16 protein-coding genes are annotated in these 18,061 nt (G+C 67.0%); 5 read left to right on the top strand and 11 right to left on the bottom strand.

Going from position 1 to position 18,061, the window contains the following annotated elements; genetic code table 11:
* Position 1 precedes the first annotated feature (1 nt).
* The 10 genes from CYU59_RS27055 to CYU59_RS27010 all read right to left on the bottom strand — a co-directional run bounded on the left by CYU59_RS27055 (position 2) and on the right by CYU59_RS27010 (position 10,274).
* Positions 2 to 1,570 (bottom strand): polyamine aminopropyltransferase, encoded by a 1,569-nt coding sequence (locus CYU59_RS27055; protein ID WP_293004362.1) that lies wholly within the window; start codon positions 1,568 to 1,570, stop codon positions 2 to 4.
* A complete protein-coding gene (locus tag CYU59_RS27050; protein ID WP_293004361.1) occupies positions 1,567 to 2,022 on the bottom strand; it encodes a DUF350 domain-containing protein in 456 nt (151 codons plus the stop codon). The genes CYU59_RS27055 and CYU59_RS27050 overlap by 4 nt, the downstream gene beginning before the upstream one ends.
* A gap of 22 nt (positions 2,023 to 2,044) precedes the next feature.
* Complete coding sequence (locus CYU59_RS27045) at positions 2,045 to 2,476, bottom strand: DUF4247 domain-containing protein (protein WP_293004360.1); 432 nt, start codon at positions 2,474 to 2,476, stop codon at positions 2,045 to 2,047.
* Positions 2,473 to 2,967 (bottom strand): DUF2617 family protein, encoded by a 495-nt coding sequence (locus CYU59_RS27040; protein ID WP_293004359.1) that lies wholly within the window; start codon positions 2,965 to 2,967, stop codon positions 2,473 to 2,475. The genes CYU59_RS27045 and CYU59_RS27040 overlap by 4 nt, the downstream gene beginning before the upstream one ends.
* Positions 2,968 to 2,979: 12 nt before the next feature.
* Positions 2,980 to 3,588 carry a DUF4178 domain-containing protein gene (locus CYU59_RS27035; protein ID WP_293004358.1) on the bottom strand — a complete coding sequence of 203 codons (609 nt, stop codon included), beginning with the start codon at positions 3,586 to 3,588 and terminating at the stop codon, positions 2,980 to 2,982.
* 93 nt (positions 3,589 to 3,681) lie between these two features.
* Positions 3,682 to 4,899: a class I SAM-dependent methyltransferase gene (locus CYU59_RS27030; protein ID WP_293004357.1), complete on the bottom strand. Its 1,218-nt coding sequence runs from the start codon at positions 4,897 to 4,899 to the stop codon at positions 3,682 to 3,684.
* Between the two features lie 143 nt (positions 4,900 to 5,042).
* Positions 5,043 to 5,471 (bottom strand): hypothetical protein, encoded by a 429-nt coding sequence (locus CYU59_RS27025; RefSeq protein WP_293004356.1) that lies wholly within the window; start codon positions 5,469 to 5,471, stop codon positions 5,043 to 5,045.
* A gap of 178 nt (positions 5,472 to 5,649) precedes the next feature.
* Positions 5,650 to 6,204: a hypothetical protein gene (locus tag CYU59_RS27020; protein WP_293004355.1), complete on the bottom strand. Its 555-nt coding sequence runs from the start codon at positions 6,202 to 6,204 to the stop codon at positions 5,650 to 5,652.
* Positions 6,205 to 6,299: 95 nt separating this feature from the next.
* Positions 6,300 to 7,109, bottom strand: a complete 810-nt coding sequence (locus tag CYU59_RS27015) for a sulfotransferase (protein ID WP_293004354.1) — start codon at positions 7,107 to 7,109, stop codon at positions 6,300 to 6,302.
* A 252-nt stretch (positions 7,110 to 7,361) separates the two neighbouring features.
* Positions 7,362 to 10,274, bottom strand: a complete 2,913-nt coding sequence (locus CYU59_RS27010; protein WP_293004353.1) for a PGRS repeat-containing protein — start codon at positions 10,272 to 10,274, stop codon at positions 7,362 to 7,364.
* 442 nt (positions 10,275 to 10,716) lie between these two features.
* Between CYU59_RS27010 and ruvC the strand changes: the two genes are divergently transcribed.
* The 5 genes from ruvC (at position 10,717) to CYU59_RS26985 (ending at position 14,337) form a co-directional block, all read left to right on the top strand.
* Positions 10,717 to 11,271: a crossover junction endodeoxyribonuclease RuvC gene (gene ruvC, locus CYU59_RS27005; RefSeq protein WP_293004352.1), complete on the top strand. Its 555-nt coding sequence runs from the start codon at positions 10,717 to 10,719 to the stop codon at positions 11,269 to 11,271.
* A complete protein-coding gene (gene ruvA, locus CYU59_RS27000; RefSeq protein ID WP_293004351.1) occupies positions 11,268 to 11,861 on the top strand; it encodes a Holliday junction branch migration protein RuvA in 594 nt (197 codons plus the stop codon). Before ruvC ends, ruvA begins: the two co-directional genes overlap by 4 nt.
* A complete protein-coding gene (gene ruvB / locus CYU59_RS26995) occupies positions 11,858 to 12,913 on the top strand; it encodes a Holliday junction branch migration DNA helicase RuvB (RefSeq protein ID WP_293004350.1) in 1,056 nt (351 codons plus the stop codon). The genes ruvA and ruvB overlap by 4 nt, the downstream gene beginning before the upstream one ends.
* 59 nt (positions 12,914 to 12,972) lie before the next feature.
* Positions 12,973 to 13,356, top strand: a complete 384-nt coding sequence (locus CYU59_RS26990) for a DUF1304 domain-containing protein (protein ID WP_293004349.1) — start codon at positions 12,973 to 12,975, stop codon at positions 13,354 to 13,356.
* A gap of 330 nt (positions 13,357 to 13,686) precedes the next feature.
* A complete protein-coding gene (locus CYU59_RS26985) occupies positions 13,687 to 14,337 on the top strand; it encodes a hypothetical protein (protein WP_293004348.1) in 651 nt (216 codons plus the stop codon).
* A gap of 74 nt (positions 14,338 to 14,411) precedes the next feature.
* Here the strand turns inward: CYU59_RS26985 and car are convergent, their stop codons facing one another.
* Complete coding sequence (car, locus tag CYU59_RS26980; RefSeq protein WP_293004347.1) at positions 14,412 to 17,921, bottom strand: carboxylic acid reductase; 3,510 nt, start codon at positions 17,919 to 17,921, stop codon at positions 14,412 to 14,414.
* Between the last annotated feature and the right edge of the window lie 140 nt (positions 17,922 to 18,061).

Raw genomic sequence — 18,061 nt, 5'->3', positions numbered from 1 at the left:
GTTAGTCGTATCCGTGGCGCATGTCGTCGACGATGCGCGGATGCTCCAGCGTCGACGGCTCCAGGGTGCGCGGGCGCACGTCGGGGGCGAACACCGTCGACGCGTCCAGCACCGACTGATCGAGGAAGCGCAACTGCGGCACGGTATGCGGGATGGTCGGTCGCGGGGCCTTGTCGCCGCGGCGCGCCAGTGCGAATCCCCAGTCGCCGAACGTCGGGACGTACACGTGATACGGCGTGACCGCGTACCCAGCGGACGTGATCGTGGAAACCGTTCGCCAGAAGGCTGTTTGGGTCGAGTAGGGGCTGCCCGCCTGCACCACCATCAATCCGTCGGGGGAGAGCACGCGGGATGCCAGCGCGTAGAACTCAGTGGAATACAGCCGGCCCAGTGCGGGCGTATCGGGATCCGGCAGATCGACGATGACGGCGTCGAACGATGGTGCATCGGCACGGCGCAGCCAGGCCATCGCATCGCCGGTGACGATGTGCACCCGGGGATTGTCCAGCGATCCGGCATTGGCGGAACGCATTGTGCTGCGGGCGATGTCGATCATGACAGGGTCCAATTCGACCTGCACGATGTTCTGCACGTCAGGCATGCGAAGCAGTTCACGTGCTGCCAGCCCGTCGCCGCCACCGAGCACCAGCACCGATCGCGCTCCGGCGCCCAGCACGGGGTAGACCAGGCTTTCGGTGTAGCGGTACTCGTCGCGGGTGGAGAACTGCAGACCGCCGTCGAGATACAGTCGCAGGTCGTTTCCGCGGCGCGTGACCACGATCTCCTGATACGCCGACTGGCGGAAGGCGATGATCGGGTCGGCGTAGAGCCGCTGACGGCTGGTGGTTTCGATGTCCTGAGCGCGGATCAGCAGAGTGGCGAGCAGCGCCAGCGCCAGGCTCAGCGCGCCCAGCGCCAAGATCAGTTGCCGGGTGCTGACGATGCGACGCAGCAGGAAAATCGAAACGACCGCCGCAGCAAGCAGATTGACGATCCCGGTGGCCGCGGCACCGCGGATCATGCCCAGGTGGGGCAGTAGTAGGAACGGCCATGCCAAGCCGCCGATCAAGGCGCCCAGGTAGTCCGCGGCGTTGAGATTCGCCAATGTCCGGCCGGTGTCGGTCGCGCCGGCGACACGGCCCTGCTGGAGCAGGGTCATCAGCAGCGGAACCTCTGCGCCGACGAGCGCGCCGATCAGTGCGGTGCTCGCCGCGAGCATCAACAGCGATCCGCCGATGAAGGAGAACATCACATACAGGGCCGCAGCGGACAGCCCACCCACGATGGCCAGGACCGCCTCCACCCCGACGAAAGCGATTGCCGCCCAGTTGAGCAACGGTTTGACCAGCAGCGCGCCCGCACCCAGTGCGGCGATGTAGCCGGCGACGATCAATGAGGTGGCGATGATGCCACCGCCGTTCAGGCTGGTCGACAAGGTCAGCAGCGCGAGCTCGTAGACAATGCCGCACGCTGCGCATGCTGCGACCGCGGCGAGCAGCACCGCGCGCCAGCGGGTGTTCGAGAACCGCGCGGGCGAATCAGGCTGCTGCTCAGTAGGTGTCGATGTCATGACAGCGCGGCAGCGGTCACTCCTCCCACCGCCAGCAGCATTACGGCCATGGCGAACGCCGCTGGATGCAACTCGGGTTCGTCGATGTGCGCACGGAAATCGCCCGGGATGACCCAGTGCATCGCCAGAATCGCGACCCCTTGCAGAGCAATACCGATCAGCCCGTATACCGCCACCCCGATCAGTCCCTGACCGAGTTGGCGGTAGCTACTGGTGATGGCGCAGATGACGACGGCGGCCAGCGCGATGTAGTTGGCGCAGGCCAGAATCACGGCGTTCGGGCGGCGATCGACGAACACCAAGTGCCGCAGCTTTCCTGGGGTGAGTACGTCGACCACGACGAAGCCGAGGATGAGGACGGCGGTGCCGACCAGGAAGTACGAGATGGTCGCGAGGGCGCCCTGTATGACCGGGTTGAGGTCGATCGAGCCCAACTCGACTGCTAGGTACATGGCTATCTCCTTTTCCTGCAAATCATTTCGTGCCACCCGGGCCACCTGTACTGCCGCCCGAGCCGCGTGACGGGGATCCGGGGCTGAACCCTGGTCCGAGAAAAATGAACGAACCATGGCTGTAACCGGCTGCCAGATCCTCGACCCGGATGCTGCACGGGTGGGTGCCATCGACGCCGACGGTCACGATCGCGTCGTTGTAGCGCAGGTACTGCGTGCCGCCGCTGACGGCGCTCGCCGCCGGCGTCTGGTAACCGCTGAGCGTGTAGGCCACCTGCGCGGGCGATCCCGTGCACAGATAGCGGACACCGTTGGCGTCGCGGGAATATTGCTGGTAGTGCGACGCGATATAGCTACGAATATCCTTGTGCTGCAGTGATATCCCGAATATCAAACTCAGGAATGCACTGGCGGCCAGGCTGAATGCTATCGCGAACAGGCCTCCGCGGCTCATGGGCGCCACCGGCTGGAGGTGTAGACCACGGTGCCGCCGGCCTCGGCCGGGTAGAGGTGCCAGGTCTGCCAGCGCCAGCCCGCGCCGTCGGGCTCGGCGGCAAGGGCGGTCAGCGCGGCATCGTCGCCGGGGAATGAACCTCCGAGCCAACCACTGTCGGTTGCGCAGCGGTGTCGCAGCAGGTCTGCCAACCGGCGGAAAGCGGACTCGTCGTGCACGTCGGTGCGCGATTCGAGACGGTAGCCGGGCGCCTGCGTCCGGTCGGGGAGGTCGCCGCTGAGATCGCACGAGATCTGTTCGGAGAAGCTGGTATTCGGGTGCTCCACGGTGACGACGTGCGATGCGCCCAACACTCCCAGCACCAGTGCGCCGCCGTCGGGATGGTCCAGTCGGCAGCTGGCCAGGGGGAGTGGGGCCGGTGTGTTGATCGCCAGCCCGAGTTCGGAGCCGCGGACGTCGACCGGAATGACCGACAGACGATGAAGGGGCACTGCGGGCGGCCCCTATTCGGACGCCGGCGGCGGCGCCGGGTACACGGTGAGCTCGCCGGGTAGCACCGGCCGGCCGGTCGATATCTCCCACGGCATCTCTGGCGCCCAGCGCTCGAAAGACAGCAGCGATGTCTCGTCGGCGCTGGCGTAATCCACGAAATCCATCTCGCCGGCCGGCGGCAGGCCGGTGGTGCCCTCGGTGGTGTAGCCGGCGTGGCCGCGCTCCGACTCGCTGTAGGTGACGCCGTCGATGACGTGCTGGCCGCCCGGCTGCAACTGCAGGTCCTTTCGGCTGGTCCACATCACCAGCTCGAGCCGCCCGTCGCTGTCTTCGACACTGAACCAGATCGGCTCACCGCCGCCTTCCAGCAGATGTTCCCACCAGACGAACGGGCCTTCTCGGTAGGTGACCGAACCGCGCACCACGTAGTCGATGCTGCCGTGGCTGACGATCGCGCCAGGCCCGAGTTGGCGGGGCCCGAATTGCGGTGCCGCCGTGGCGAATGCGAGCGGATCCTCACGTCCGGTGCTCTGCTTCTTGGGCCGCCGCAGCGCCGCCAGGAAGACAAAGATCGCCGCGATGAACAACACCGCGGCCAGCACCAGCAGCAGTGTGCCCATTCCAGGACCTTTCTCACCGTCAAGCCCCCCACGGTGAAGGTAGCAGTTTTATCCGGGACTCCAGGCCGTTAATTCTGTCCCACAGCGCGACGGCTAGCCGGACGGGCTCAATGCCATGGCCAGAAAGTCGAGGCGCCACAGTGCCTCGAACAGCTTGCGGCCGAACTTCTCGAGGTTGGCGACGCTGCCGCGCGTCGGCCCTTGGCATTCCGCGACCAAAGCGGCGATGTCGCGGATGGTGCGGTGGCCGTCGATGTGTTGCACATAGGGCAGTTGAGCCTGATTCAGCCGCATGCGCCAGTCCGCCCGATGGATCTCCTCACCGGCCAACCCGCAGCGCATACGCATCAGCGGAATGTAATCGAGCGAGTCGAGTGACGAAAAGTCAATCGAGTAGCTCTCTTTGGGCCGGCCCGGGTGGCACGCCAACAGGAAGTGGCGTCCGTTCGCGGTGTGCATCCGCTCCATCACAGACCACTGCTTCTGTTCCGGCAACGCAGACAGGTATTGGTTGAACTCGCCAGGCGGCGCGAGCATTTCGTGGTGGTAATAGGGCGCTTTGAGGAACCATCCTTGGAACACGAGCTCGGCGGTGTCGACCAGATCGAGGCAGTCGTCGACCGAATAGTGTCTGGCGCGACCGTGCAGGAAGGTGTCCACCAGCGCGGCGTCGTAGCGCACATCGTCGGCCGTCTTCAGGTAGCCGCGCACCGGATGGTCGGGCGGCAGTGATGAGATGGCCTCCTTCACCACCCGCACCGATGCTTCGTCCTGCCCGAGTCGTAGGTCGCGAAACACCGATTCCATGACTTCGACGCCAAGCCGGCCGTACTTCGCGTAGAGCATGACTGCGACCACGCCGTCCGGTTTCAGGCACGCGGCCAGTGCTTTCATTCCCGCCAACGGGTCGGCCATATGGTGCAACACACCGGTCGAGACGACGAGGTCGAAATCACTGCCAAGCGAGGGCAGCTCCTCGATAGGCAGCAGGTGCAGCTCCAGATTGTGCAGCCCGTGCCGGTCTTTGAGGTACTGCTCGTGATCGAGGGACGGCTGGCTGATATCGACCGCGACAACTTTCGCGTCGGGATTCGTGTAAGCGAGCACGGCGGCCTGGTTGGTGCCGCACCCTGCGATGAGGATGTCGAGGTCTGGCCGGTACTCCCGGTCGGGCCAGAGGACCCGGTGGGAGTGGCTGGGGTCGAGCCACTGCCAGTTGCCGCGCAACCACGCTTCGAGATCCCGGATCGGCTCTGGGTATTTCCACCGTTCGTACTGGCGGGAAACGACATCGGCTTTCGGATCGTTCACAGCGGTTGGGCCCCCTTGCGATGAGAAGCAACGGTCTGTTCGCCGGATCACCCGGTCCCGGCAGGTCGGTCAGATGAAAGATGTTGCGCTACATGGATGTGCCGCCGGCGCCTCGCCCACGCTGCTGTAGCTGGGGCTGGTCATCAGCCGCCGGAGGGACCGCGCATACCCGGCTGTCCCGGAACTCCACCCGGACCCGCCGCTCCGCCTTGGCCACCTTCACCAGGCTGGCCGCCTGGCCCGGCGGCCCCGCCTTGGCCACCTTCACCAGGCTGGCCGCCTGGCCCGGCGGCCCCGCCCTGGCCACCGTGGCCGCCGTTGTCGCCGACCCCGCCCGCTCCGCCTTTGCCACCTGCGCCGCCGAGTCCACCTTGACCGCCCTTGCCGCCGGCTCCGCCCTTGCCGCCGGCTCCACCGTTGCCGTCGTCACCGTCAGGTGTGTGGACCGCGACGCCGCCGATATTCGCGACGATGCTGCGGGCGTGAGCGGACGGGATGTCCGCCGGCGGAATGATCATCGCGGTGAGCAACGCGGCTACGGCCGCACCGGAACCGGCCACAAAACCGGGCACGTTGTGTGATCGGTGATTTCGCGTGTTTCGGCTATCGCCAGACATCGGTTTACCCCCATACAGCGGCGTGTTCGTCGACACTGGTCAAGCTAGTTGCCGTAGTGGCCAACGTTCGCCGAACGCGCAAACTGAACAGGAACTCTTGGCAATTCGCGGTTATCGAATGGGGTGTCCTGGGCTAGGAGCAGGCCTTCACCGCGTCATTGATTTGAGTGTCGAGGTTGCTTCGCAATGACTGCAGGCTGTCCGGAGTGCCGCCCGCCAGGTAACCCACGCCGAGCTGTCCGATCGTGTCGGCGAACGAACTGACGGCCTTCGTGAGGTCGGCTGGGGCGGCCGTGTTGGCGGCGAGCCGTCGCTGCAGGTACGCGCCGCCGCCCACGAGCGCCAGCCGGGCATTGCCGGCCACCGCGAGCTCGCCGACGGGGTTGTTGTCAGGAGTCTGCAGGTGGGTGTTGAGCACCACCGCTTTCCGGACCGCGGCAAAAGCCGTGCACACGTTCGCCTTTGCGTCGCCACCTTGCTGGATCGGACCGGCGGCTTCGTGGTGTGCCGGGTGGAAGTAGGCCAGGGCGGCCAGAACAACCGCGACGACGGCGAGGGCCAGAGCCGCGTAGGTCGCCAGCTGGGGCAGACTCCGCGAGCCCGCCGCGGAAGGATCGTGCCTGGGCGTGGGGGGCGTGCCTGCGGGGCTTGCCGCCGGTGCGGACTCGGCGAGAGGTTCTTCGGGCATTGGGTGAGGTTATCGCGCATACCCCGATTTGTGACGGCATTGCCGACATGCACTGGCAGGCAATCGGACTGCGGATGAATTGGTTTAGTGCGGGCTCACACCACCTGCAGTCCCTCGGGGATTGCGTCTGCATCACGCCAAAATGCATCGTTGACAAAACGATTGAACAGATCCGGTGGTAGCAGGCTTTCGCGCTCCACGGCCTTGACCGTCTTGCCCACCGTGTGCAGGCCGGGAGTGCCGGCCCGCTCGTCGAAATCCGTGACGTCGAAGTCGATGTGGTCGAAATCGTGCTCGAATGCCGGCTCGCCGATGAAGTCGTAGATGGCATGCAGGGTCTTGGCCGGGTCGCTGGTCAGAGTTTCGTACTGGACGAGCAGCAGACGATTCTTCTGCGCGCCGAAGCAGGCCTGCTTGAGGGCGTCGTAGGGAGCGCCGACCATGCCTTCGGCCGATGCGACGACGTTGGCGCGGGTGTAGACGGTGCCGCCGGCGCTGTAGTTGAAGATCGACGACGGGCTGAAGACGTTGCGCTGAACCAGGCGTTCGATGCTGTCGACGACCCAGGGCATATCCCGGACGCACGCAATGACTTTCGCGTCGGGGAACAGCCGCGCGATGGCCGGCATCCACGCGCACCAGAACCGGTTCGTGTCAAAAACCACCTCTGCCGGACTGTGGGCGTAGTAATTCTCGAACAGGCCGTGCAGGATCCGCTGGCGCTTGGCGTCGTCGATGAACACCGAGTATTCGTTGCGGGCGCTCATCTCGCCCAGTAGTGCGCCGAACAGCCCGGCCAGTGGACCGGACATGCCGGCCTCGAAGCGAGGGTTCTGCCGCAGCAATGCCGCCAGCAGCGTCGAGCCGGATCGTGGCAGACCGGAGATGAAGTGGATGGCTGTCATGTCTGCCCCTTGCCCTAGATCCGGCTCGTAGTTGTGCCTGTGTGACGGAGCCATATCGGCAACTCTAACCACGTCGCGAGTCCGGGCACCCGAGTTTGCCATTGTCCGACGGTTCGGGAGTGTGAGATGTCAAAAGCCTTCAGCGACAGGCGGATATGCCCGATCGAGAGAGCCTGGTTGGAAGCACCGCCGAAACGACAACCGCGGCCGGGTCTTTCGACCGGGCCGCGGTTGCCGTTCTCAGTTATGGCGTCACGGGTTGTTGGTGCCGGGTGTGCCGTTGTCGCCGGGCACGCCGGTGGCGCTAGCGGTGGCGCCAGGCCCGCCGTTGCCGCCGACCGCGTTGGTGCCGTTGCCGCCGTTGCCGCCGTTGCCGCCGTTGCCGGGCCCACCTGCGCCGTTCAAGGTGCCGTTGCCGCCGAGTCCGCCGTTGCCGCCGGTGCCATTGGCGGTGTTAGCGGTGCCGATACCGCCGTCGCCGCCGTTGCCGCCGACTGAGGTGGCCGAGGTGCCGCCGACGCCACCGGTCCCGCCGGCCCCGCCGGTGGCGGTGATGGCGGTGGTGCCGGTGTTGCCCAGGACGGCGTTGCCGCCGTCGCCACCGACACCACCGGTCGCCGCCGAGCCGCCCGCGCCACCGGTCCCGCCGGCGCCGCCGACGGCCGAACCGCTGCCCGCTTGCGCGAACGCGGTACCGCCGTTGCCGCCCGCGCCGCCGCTGACGCCGGCCGTGGTGCCGCCCGCACCGCCGACTCCGCCGGCGCCACCGGTGGCATTGCCGGCACCGCCCTGCGTGTAGCCGCCGCCGCCGTTGCCGCCTGCACCGCCGTTGGCCCCGGCGACAGTGCCGCTGCCGCCGGCCCCGCCTGCGCCGCCGGTCGCGGTGGTTCCGCTGGAGAAGGAGTAGGAGGTGCCGCCGTTGCCACCGTTGCCGGCGGCCACACCGGTGCCGCTGGCGCCGCCGACCCCGCCGACCGAAACGCCGTTGTTGACCGTGTTCTGGGCATACTCGGCGAAGACCCCGGTGCCACCGCCGTTGCCGCCGGAAGCGCCTGCGGCCTGACCGACGCCGCCTGCGCCGCCGGTGGCGGAGCCGTTGACGACCACACCGCCGGTGGTCTGGCCACCGATGCCACCTGACAACACGCCCTTGCCGCCATCGCCACCGGCACCGCCGTTGGTGCCGGCGCCGCCCGCACCGCCGGTCGCAGAGCCGCTCGCGAAGCCGGGCTGGGTGGGACCGCCGCCGTTACCGCTGGCGGCAGCGATCACACCGCGACCGCCGTCACCACCGGTGCTGCCAACCCCGGTGCCGGTGCCGCCTGCGCCACCGGTCGCCGTGCCGCTGACGGTTCCGCTGCCGAGGGCGGTCGGGTTGGTGGGATCGTTGCCGAAGCCGCCGCTGAGGACGCCGCGTCCACCGTCGCCACCCACGCCGCCGTCGGAACCGGCGCCGCCGGCCCCGCCGGTGGCCGTGCCGGACGCGAAGCTGCCCGAGCCGTTGGACTCGACCAGTCCGTAGCCGCCGTCGCCGCCGGTGCCACCGTTGATGCCGCCGGCACCGCCGACCCCGCCGACCGCTTTGCCGTTCACAATCGATCCGCCGTTGGCGTTGAGCTGGGCGTACCCGCCCTGTCCGCCGTTGCCGCCTTCATCGGTGGTGGACCCAGCGCCACCGACGCCGCCCGCACCACCGGTCGCGGTGGAGGAGGTGCCGCCGATGATGCCGCCGTTGTTGGTTTCGGTGATGGCGTAACCGCCGCCGCCACCTCCGCCGCCGCCCTGGCCGGCCGCGGCCGCGGTCCCTACGCCGCCCGCACCGCCGGCGCCGCCGGCCCCGCCAGTAGCGCCCGCACCGTCCGCGTCACCAACGCCACCGGCGCCGCCGGCGCCACCGTTGCCGTCGAGCCCGCTCGAGCCAGCGATGCCGAAGGACGTTCCCGCGCCACCCGCGACGCCGTGCTCGCCACCGGTGCCACCCGTGCCGCCGAAGCCGCCGAAGCCGTCACCCGAGGATTCGAAGTCACCGGCTGCGCCCACACCGCCGTTGCCGCCGACGCCACCGGCGCCGCCGCTGCCGCCGAAGCCGAACAGCCCGGCCGTACCGCCGTTGCCGCCGTTGCCGCCCAAGCCACCGTCGCTGCCGTCGCCGTCTCCGGTGGTGAAGGAGCCCGCGGCGCCGTTGAGGCCGGCACCGCCGCTGCCGCCGGTGCCGCCGGAACCGAGGAAGGAGAATTGCCCGCCGTTGCCGCCGTTACCACCGGTTCCCGCAGCCTGGGTCGAGGTTGCGGCGCTACCCGCGCCACCCGCGCCACCGTTGCCGAGGGATCCGTAGATGGCGCCGTCGCCGCCGTTGCCGCCGACGAAGCCGATGCCACCGTTGCCGCCGGAGCCGTAGAAGGCATACAGCCCGGTGTCGCCGCCGTTACCGCCTAAGCCCGCGCCGCTGCCATCGCCGCCGAGGCCGCCGTTGCCGCCGTACAGGCCGCCGATACCGCCGGCGCCGCCGTCACCGCCACCAAAACCGTCGCCGCCGGCGCCGCCGTCACCGAACATTCCGGCGTCGCCACCGTTGCCGCCGTTGAGGTCGAGACCCGTGGTGAAGGTGTAGCCGTCACCGCCGTTGCCGAAGAACATGCCGCCGTCTTGGCCGTCGGGGTCCATCGCGGTTCCGTCGGCGCCGTTGCAGATGAATCCGCAGGAGTCGGCTGGGTCGAATGCGGCAGGGTTGGCAGAAACGAGCCAGGTGTTGAGGCTCTGCGTCATCGGGTTGTCTACCCAGGAGTCCTGCAACTGCTGCCAGAAGTCGGAGAACGGGTCCGATGCCGCGCTCGAACCGGCGGAGGCCGCACCGAAGACACTGTCGAGGCCTGACGTCGGGTCGGCGACCGACCATGCGCTCAGTGCGGTGTCGATGCTGTCGAACCAGGTGCCCAGGCTCGCGCCGAAGGCGGGATCGAAAGTCGAGATCGACGCGACGATCGGGTCGAAGATGCTGTCCAGCCCGAAGTCGTCGGCGTGCGCTGCCGGTGCACCAGCAAGCGGCCCGAGGCCCAGTGCCAGGAACGCGCTCGCGCCGCCCCCCAGGCCGATCGCACTCGCCCGCCGACGGGCCTTCCCCTTTTGCGACTTACGGTTCTTCTTCGAACTGTGTTGACCGGCCATGGCGGACCCTCCCCATTGGGTAAGTTTTTCTCAGCTTTCGCTAAGCTAGACCTCAGGGGTCCGTCGCGGGAAGTGTATTTCGAAAAAGATCTTGAATAATTTTTCAAATTTGATCTTGTTCGGACATCGCCGCAGCTCAAAGGGGATTTTCAAGCGCAGAAAAATTGTCGGTGTGCCTAACTGATCACGATATCGATTAATTTGGCCGTAACTTGATTGGAACGCATCCTGAGAGACGTGCTCAGGCCGAGTTGTCGTCCGAAACGACTGGCGTTCGCCTGCTGCGATACCGCCGGTGCGGCCGCGCGGTGAGCCGCTCCGATGGCGACTGCGTCCCTGGGCCCGGCTTGCCCAGCGCCGTCGCCCCCGCGTGTCGCGCACTGTCGCACCACGGTCGGTCGCTACGCTTATCGAACAAGCGTTCGCAACGTAGGAGGCGAAGGTGCGTGTGATGGGCGTCGACCCGGGCCTGACGCGCTGCGGGCTGTCGGTGATCGAGAGCGGACGCGGCCGACAGGTCATTGCGCTCGATGTCGACGTGGTGCGCACGCCGTCCGACGAGCCACTGCACCGCCGTCTGCTGACGATCAGCGATACCGTCGACCACTGGATGGACACCCACCTGCCGGATGTGATCGCGATCGAGCGCGTATTCGCCAACCAGAACGCCAATACCGCGATGGGCACGGCGCAGGCCGGCGGTGTGATCGCGTTGGCGGCAGCCAAACGCGGTATCGACGTACACTTCCACACGCCCAGCGAGGTCAAGGCCGCCGTGACGGGCAACGGCCGGGCGGACAAGGCCCAGGTCACCGCAATGGTCACCAAAATCCTTGCCCTGCAGACGAAGCCGACGCCCGCGGATGCGGCGGACGCCCTTGCGCTGGCCATCTGCCACTGCTGGCGTGCGCCGATGATCGCCCGGATGGCAGCCGCCGAGGCCATGGCGGCCCAGCAACGACGCAATTATCAGGCCAAGGTGAAGGCGGCGAAATGATCGCGTCGGTGCGCGGCGAGGTGCTCGACATCGCCCTCGACCACGTGGTGATCGAGGCGGCCGGGGTGGGCTACAAGTTGATGGCTGCCCCGTCCACGCTTGCGACGCTGCGTCGCGGTGGCGAGGCCCGTCTGATCACCGCGATGATTGTTCGCGAAGACTCCATGACGCTGTACGGATTTCCCGACGCCGAGGCCCGGGATCTGTTCCTGACGCTGCTGGGGGTCTCGGGCGTCGGCCCGAAGATCGCGCTGGCGACGCTTGCGGTGTACGACGCGACGGCGTTGCGGCAAGCGCTCGCCGACGGTGATGTCACCGCGTTGACCCGGGTGCCGGGTATCGGCAAGCGCAGCGCCGAGCGGATGGTGCTGGAACTGCGTGACAAGATCGGACCGGTGGGAACGAGCGGGTCGTCGACCGGCGTCAACGGCCACAGCGTGCGCGGTCCGGTAGTGGAAGCCCTTGTGGGACTTGGCTTTGCAATCAAGCAGGCTGAAGAGGCGACCGACAAGGTCCTGGCCGCCGATGAGGAGGCCACCACGTCGACGGCGCTGCGTTCGGCGTTGTCGCTGCTGGGGAAGACGAAGTGACCCCGGTCGAAGACGACCCCGACGAGCGGGAGGTCTCGGCCGCGTTGACGGTCGGCGAGGGCGATGTCGACGCCAGCCTGCGTCCTCGCTCGCTGGGGGAGTTCATCGGTCAGCCACGCGTGCGCGAGCAATTGCAGTTGGTACTCGAGGGCGCCAAGAACCGCGGCAGCACACCCGATCACATCCTGCTGTCCGGCCCGCCCGGGCTGGGCAAGACGTCGCTGGCCATGATCATCGCCAGCGAGCTGGGATCGTCGTTGCGGCTCACGTCGGGGCCGGCGCTGGAACGCGCCGGCGATCTGGCGGCGATGCTGTCCAATCTCGTCGAGCACGACGTGTTGTTCATCGACGAGATTCACCGCATCGCCCGGCCCGCCGAAGAGATGTTGTATCTGGCAATGGAAGACTTCCGGGTCGACGTCGTCGTCGGCAAAGGGCCTGGGGCAACGTCGATTCCGCTGGAGGTAGCGCCGTTCACGCTCGTCGGCGCCACCACCCGGTCCGGTGCACTGACCGGACCGCTGCGCGACCGCTTCGGGTTCACCGCCCACATGGACTTCTACGAGCCGGCCGAACTGGAGCGGGTACTGCGCCGCTCGGCGGGGATTCTGGGCATCGAGTTGGGCACCGAGGCCGGCGCCGAGATTGCCCGACGTTCACGCGGTACGCCGCGCATCGCCAACCGGCTGTTACGCCGGGTCCGAGATTTCGCAGAGGTGCGCGCCGACGGTGTGATCACCCGGGACGTCGCGAAAGCCGCGCTGGCGGTCTACGACGTCGACGAACTCGGCCTTGACCGGTTGGACCGTGCAGTGCTGTCGGCGCTGACCCGCAGCTTCGGTGGCGGGCCGGTCGGTGTGTCGACCTTGGCGGTCGCGGTCGGCGAAGAGGCCACCACCGTCGAAGAGGTATGCGAGCCTTTCCTGGTGCGGGCCGGCATGATCGCCCGCACTCCACGCGGCAGGGTGGCAACTCCGCAGGCGTGGACGCACCTGGGAATGACACCGCCACCGCGGGCCAGCGGTCTGGGACAGCCGGGGTTGTTCGAGTAACGGTAATCGCGAGCGCCGCAACGCCGGGCGAGGCGGGCCGCCACTGAGTAGGAGGTCGAATGATCACTGCCGCACTGGTATTCGCCGGACTGGCCAGCTTGCTGCACGTCTACATCTTCACCATGGAGTCGCTCACCTGGACCAGCAAGCGGACTCGCGCCACGTTCGGCACCACGGCCGAGGAGGCGGAGGCCACCAAGTTGCTGGCGTTCAACCAGGGCTTCTACAACCTGTTCCTGGCAATTGTCACCGGCGTGGGAATCGCGGCAATCGAGATGGGACACAAAGGAATTGGCGCAGCCCTGATTTTGGCGGGCGTAGGGTCGATGGCCGCGGCGGCCATTGTGCTGATCGCGTCAGCGCCCGACAAGGCGCGGGCGGCGCTGTCGCAGGGCACCTTCCCGGCGATCGCGATCGTGCTACTGCTGGCCGGACTGCACTAGATCGACCTGGCTGGCACTGCAGGCCAGCGATGTCCAGTCGTCGATTGACGGTCGTTCCGCGCAGCCCTGACGTTCCAGAGCCGCCTGAATCCTGAATAAACCCAGCAGTTGCTGGTGTCTCCCATCTAGATCGAAATACCAGGGCTACTGGATTTGGCGGCGCTGGGCGCCATTGCTCGCCGACGCGTAAAACAGCGCAGCTCTGAGCTAAATTTCAGACACACCGATTAGCGTGACGCGCACGCCGACGGCCTTTGCACCGCCGCGGGCGTAGGGGTACTCAGCACTCGCTCGACACACGGTGTCCACTGTTTGAGGAGAACTCGAAAAATGAATGACTCGCGGTCCGGCTTCGGCACCTTCCATATGCCGCGCAGCCGCGGCGCAGTGAGCGGACTGCTCCTGCTCATCCTCGGCGTGTGGGGTGCGTTGATCCCGTTCGTCGGGCCCTACCTCCACCTCGCCTACACACCCGGCCAAGCCTGGGTGTGGAGCACCGCACGAGCCTGGCTGGAAGTTGTGCCCGGGGTCGTCACCGCAGCGGGCGGTTTCCTGCTACTGATCTCCGGCAATCGTGCGACGGCCATGTTCGGCGGATGGCTCGCGGTGGTCGCCGGCGCGTGGTTCGTCGTCGGTCGCACTCTGGCGTCGACCCTTCGACTGGGTGACGTCGGCCAACCTCTCGCGGCAACCGACGCCAAGCGGGCCGTCATCGAGATCGTGTCGTTCTCCGGACTGGGCGCGTCGATCGTGTTTCTCGGCGGTGCGGTGCTGGCACGGCTGACGATCCGGACGGCCCGCGACGTCGAGCTGGCGCGACAAGCAGCCGACGCCCGCGGAGTCGCCGACTCGGGCAGCTTCGATGCCTTCGCCGAATCGGCGCGCACCGAGGTGATCACTCCCGCGCCGCAACGGCACCGGCGGGAAGCCAAGAGCCACGGCTTGTTTCGCCGAAGCAGCGCCGGCGCGACAAGTCACTGACACCTGACACCAAATAGAAGCCTGGGTCGTGAACCGACATCGTTCACGACCCAGGCTTCTGTTTTGAGCTGGAACTACAGCAGTCCGAGCAGCTGCAGATCGGTGACGTACTTGACGATCACCGGCTGCGAGACATGCGGGATGTCCTTGTCCGGGCCAATTTTCGCCTCTTGCACGGCAGCACGGAATCGATCGGTGGGGGCCATCGACCCGTTGATCGGAGCCTGCGGCTTCTGGTAGTTGTGCAGCAGCGGCAGCAGCGAGTACTGGCGCTGCCGTTCGGGCAGGCCACGCAGCGTCATCTCGAACCGCTGCAACCAGGTGGCGTAGTTGCCGACCCGCTGGATCGAGTAGCCGGCGTCGATCAGCCAGTCGACGTACTCGTCGAAACCGATGCCGTCGTCGTACGGGTTCATCACGTGGTAGGTCTGGAACCCGTCGACCACCTGGGCGCCCAGGGTGGAGATCGCCTCGGCGATGAATTCCACTGGCAGACCGTCGTAGTGGGCCCGCTGCCGGTTGCCGGCCGCATCCAGCTCGTAGAACGAACCGGGCGCGATACCGGTGGCCACCAGGCTGAGGATCTGCCGGGTGAACATGTCCGGCAGATTCAGCTGCCCGGCGTAGCTGGTGTCGGCCAGGATCATGTCGCAGCGGAACACCGCGACCGGCAGCCCGCAGAGGTCGTTGGCCTCGCGAAGCAACACCTCGCCCGCCCACTTGCTGTTGCCGTATCCGTTGGCGTAGCCGTCGTGAATCTGACGGGTGGCGCTGATCTCCCGAACGTCGGCGTCCTCGACGAACTTTCCGGGTTGGATCTGGTCGCCGACACCGATCGTCGACACGTAGGTGAACGCCTTCAGCTTCGTGGTCAAGGCGATCCGCAACAGCTCCGCGGTCCCTAATGCGTTGGGGCCGAACAGTTCGCTGTAGGGCAGCACGTGGTTGACCAGGGCCGCGGGGTCGACGATCAGGTCGACGCTGTCAGCCAGCCGCTGCCAGGTCTGGCCGTCCAGGCCCAGGTTCGCCTCACCCTTGTCGCCGGCGATCACCTCGAGGTGATCAGCTGCCAGCTTCTGGTAGTGCGCCAACAGCTTCGGGTCACCGCTGTCGAACGTCTTGTCCAACCGGGCACGCGCATCCTGGTCTGACTTGGCGCGCACCAGGGCGATGACCTTGCCGTCGACCAGGCTCATCCGCTCGAGCCACTCCAGTGCCAGGTAGCGGCCCAGGAATCCGGTTGCGCCGGTGAGCAATACGGTGCGCACCTCGGTGCCGGCCGCCGGCAGGTCGCGGGCGGCGGTCAAGGTGTCCTGGTCGATGAACTTGTCCAGCGTCAGGTCTGCGGCGTGCACCTCGGTGGCGTCGCGGCCGTGCACCGAGGCGAAGCTCGGTCGCTTGCTGCCCTGTCGCTCGCCGTCGATGTAGTCGGCGATCGCCTGGAGGTCGTTGGCCGGGCTGACGATCACGCCCACCGGCACGTCGACATCGAAGATCTCGTGCAAGAGGTTGCCGAATGTCAACGCGGACAACGAGTCTCCGCCCAGGTCGGTGAAGTGCGCATCCGGGGTCAGGTCGGACTGCGCCGCACCGAGCATCGCTGCCGCAGCACGGCTGACGGTCTGCAAGACGGGAGCGTCCGCACCGGTGCGACGCAGATCGGAGAGCTCGTTGGCCTGGCCCTGGGCCAGGTCGGCGTAGAGCTGCTCCAGCTGATCGCCGTAGTGCGCCTTCAGCTTCGGCCAGGCCAGCTTGCGGATCCCGGTCAGCAACCCGTTTTCCAGGGTGAACGGCGTGGTCTCGACGATGAAGTCGCGCGGCACCTCGTAGGACTGCAGGTTGGCGACTTTCGCGACCTGCTGCAACGACTCGGCGATCCGAGATTTGAGTGCACCGGCACTGTGCGTGGCCGCTGCGTCCTCAGTCGGCACCACGACCGCCAGCAGATAGGGCTGAGCGCTGTTGCCGTAGATGTAGATCTGGCGGATCAGCGGGCTGTTGCCGAATTCTGCTTCCAGCTTGGCCAGGGTGACGAACTCGCCCTGTGCCAGCTTGAGCACATTGTTGCGCCGGTCGACATACACCAGGTGGTCGGGGGAGAGCTCGGCGAACACGTCGCCGGTGCGGTAGTAGCCGTCCTCGTCGAAGACGCCGGCCGTGGTCTCGGCCCGCTTGTAGTACCCGGGGAACATGTTCGGGGTCTTGAGCAACAGCTCACCCCGCGGGTGCGGCCGGTCGGTGGCGTAGTAGCCGAGGTCGGGGACGTCGACCAGCTTGTAGTCCAGGACGGGCGGGCGCTGAATCTCGCCGTCCAGCAACACCATTCCGGCTTCGGTGGAGCCGTAGCCATCCACCAGGTGGATCTCCAGCAGCGCCTCGACCCAGTTGCGCAGTTCGGGGGAGATCGGTGCCGATCCGGTCATCGCAAAGATGAAACGGCCGCCGAGCAGTTCCTGGCGCAGGTCGGTCAGCACCTGAGCCTCCGCGGACTGACGCTCGACACCTTCGGCGGTCCGTCGGCCCACTTCGCTTTGGAACTCGCTGTACAACATCTCCCAGATGCGCGGCACGAAGTTGAGCTCGGTCGGTCGCACCAGGCGCAGGTCCTCGAGCAACGTCGACAGGTCGCTCTTGGCGGCGAAGTAGGCGGTGCCACCGTTGCCAAGCGTGCCGTAGAGGGTGCCGCGGCCCATGACGTGGCTCATCGGCATGAAGTTGAGGTTGATCGACGCGGCGCTCGGTCCGAACCAGTTCTTGGTCGACCGGTTCCACATCTTGGCGACGTTGCTCTGCGGGTACATCGCGCCCTTGGGGGCACCGGTGCTGCCCGAGGTGTAGATCAGCAGGGCCAGCGGGTCGTCGTCGCCCTGAACGGGCTGTGTCGCAGGCAAATTCGCGCCGCGGTCACGCAATTCGTCGAGTGTCTCGATGGTGACCTCGAGGTCGGACAGCCGCTCGTGGGCGGCCTGGAGCGCCTCGCGGTTGTCGTCGAGCTCGGTGCGGTAGTCGAAGACCACCAACCGCCCGGGGGTGTGACCGGCCTCGGCACCGGCGAGGATCACGTCGACGGCGTCGGCGAGATAGTCGACGCTCGACGCGAAGACGGTGGGCTCGGTCTCGCTCACGATCGGCAACAGTTGGGTGATCGCCGCGCTGGTCTGCAGCGGCACCGAGACGGCGCCGGCGACACCGAGTGCGACGTCGATGGTCGTGTAGTCGACGCTGGTGAACCCGAGCACGCAGACCCGGTCGCCGCGTTCGATCACGCCGTCGCTGAGCGCGCGCGACAACTCACCGACGCGATCGGCAAGCTCGCCGTAGGTGACTTTGTCGAACCAGGGGAGCAGCTTCGCGGACGTCCGTCCGGTGCCGGGATCCTTGACCAATTCGAACGCGCGCTGCGCGAGCGCGGGACGGTCGGCGTACCCCTGCAACACGGCCTTGGTGACGTCGGCGTAGTGCGTTCCAGCCGCCTCGATGGCGGCTGCAACGTCGGCGTCTGGGCGGGCAGCAGCGAATTCCGGATCATTGGCGGCCAACCCCGCTGCGCGACGTTCCTGGTCTTCCTGGGTCTCCATCGACATATCAGAACCTCACAACTGTGCGAATTGGGAAATCTACCGGTGCGACGTTGCACGTAATGAGTACTACGTTAGCGAAGGTAACGATATTCCACGAGGAGCTGAACCGGTCGGGTTGTGTGAGTTACTGCACCCGCCGTGGC

The organism is Mycobacterium sp., from assembly GCF_002863225.1.
GTDB lineage: Bacteria > Actinomycetota > Actinomycetes > Mycobacteriales > Mycobacteriaceae > Mycobacterium.
Note: the sequence above shows the minus strand (reverse complement) of the source record. Positions and strands in the feature narration are given on the sequence as shown.

Coding starts and splice junctions, on each gene's coding strand:
- CYU59_RS27055 (WP_293004362.1), bottom strand. CDS start 1,570: ATGACATCGACACCTACTGAGCAGCAGCCTGATTCGCCCGCGCGGTTC.
- CYU59_RS27050 (WP_293004361.1), bottom strand. CDS start 2,022: ATGTACCTAGCAGTCGAGTTGGGCTCGATCGACCTCAACCCGGTCATA.
- CYU59_RS27045 (WP_293004360.1), bottom strand. CDS start 2,476: ATGAGCCGCGGAGGCCTGTTCGCGATAGCATTCAGCCTGGCCGCCAGT.
- CYU59_RS27035 (WP_293004358.1), bottom strand. CDS start 3,588: ATGGGCACACTGCTGCTGGTGCTGGCCGCGGTGTTGTTCATCGCGGCG.
- CYU59_RS27020 (WP_293004355.1), bottom strand. CDS start 6,204: ATGCCCGAAGAACCTCTCGCCGAGTCCGCACCGGCGGCAAGCCCCGCA.
- CYU59_RS27015 (WP_293004354.1), bottom strand. CDS start 7,109: ATGACAGCCATCCACTTCATCTCCGGTCTGCCACGATCCGGCTCGACG.
- CYU59_RS27010 (WP_293004353.1), bottom strand. CDS start 10,274: ATGGCCGGTCAACACAGTTCGAAGAAGAACCGTAAGTCGCAAAAGGGG.
- ruvA (WP_293004351.1), top strand. CDS start 11,268: ATGATCGCGTCGGTGCGCGGCGAGGTGCTCGACATCGCCCTCGACCAC.
- CYU59_RS26990 (WP_293004349.1), top strand. CDS start 12,973: ATGATCACTGCCGCACTGGTATTCGCCGGACTGGCCAGCTTGCTGCAC.
- CYU59_RS26985 (WP_293004348.1), top strand. CDS start 13,687: ATGAATGACTCGCGGTCCGGCTTCGGCACCTTCCATATGCCGCGCAGC.
- car (WP_293004347.1), bottom strand. CDS start 17,921: ATGTCGATGGAGACCCAGGAAGACCAGGAACGTCGCGCAGCGGGGTTG.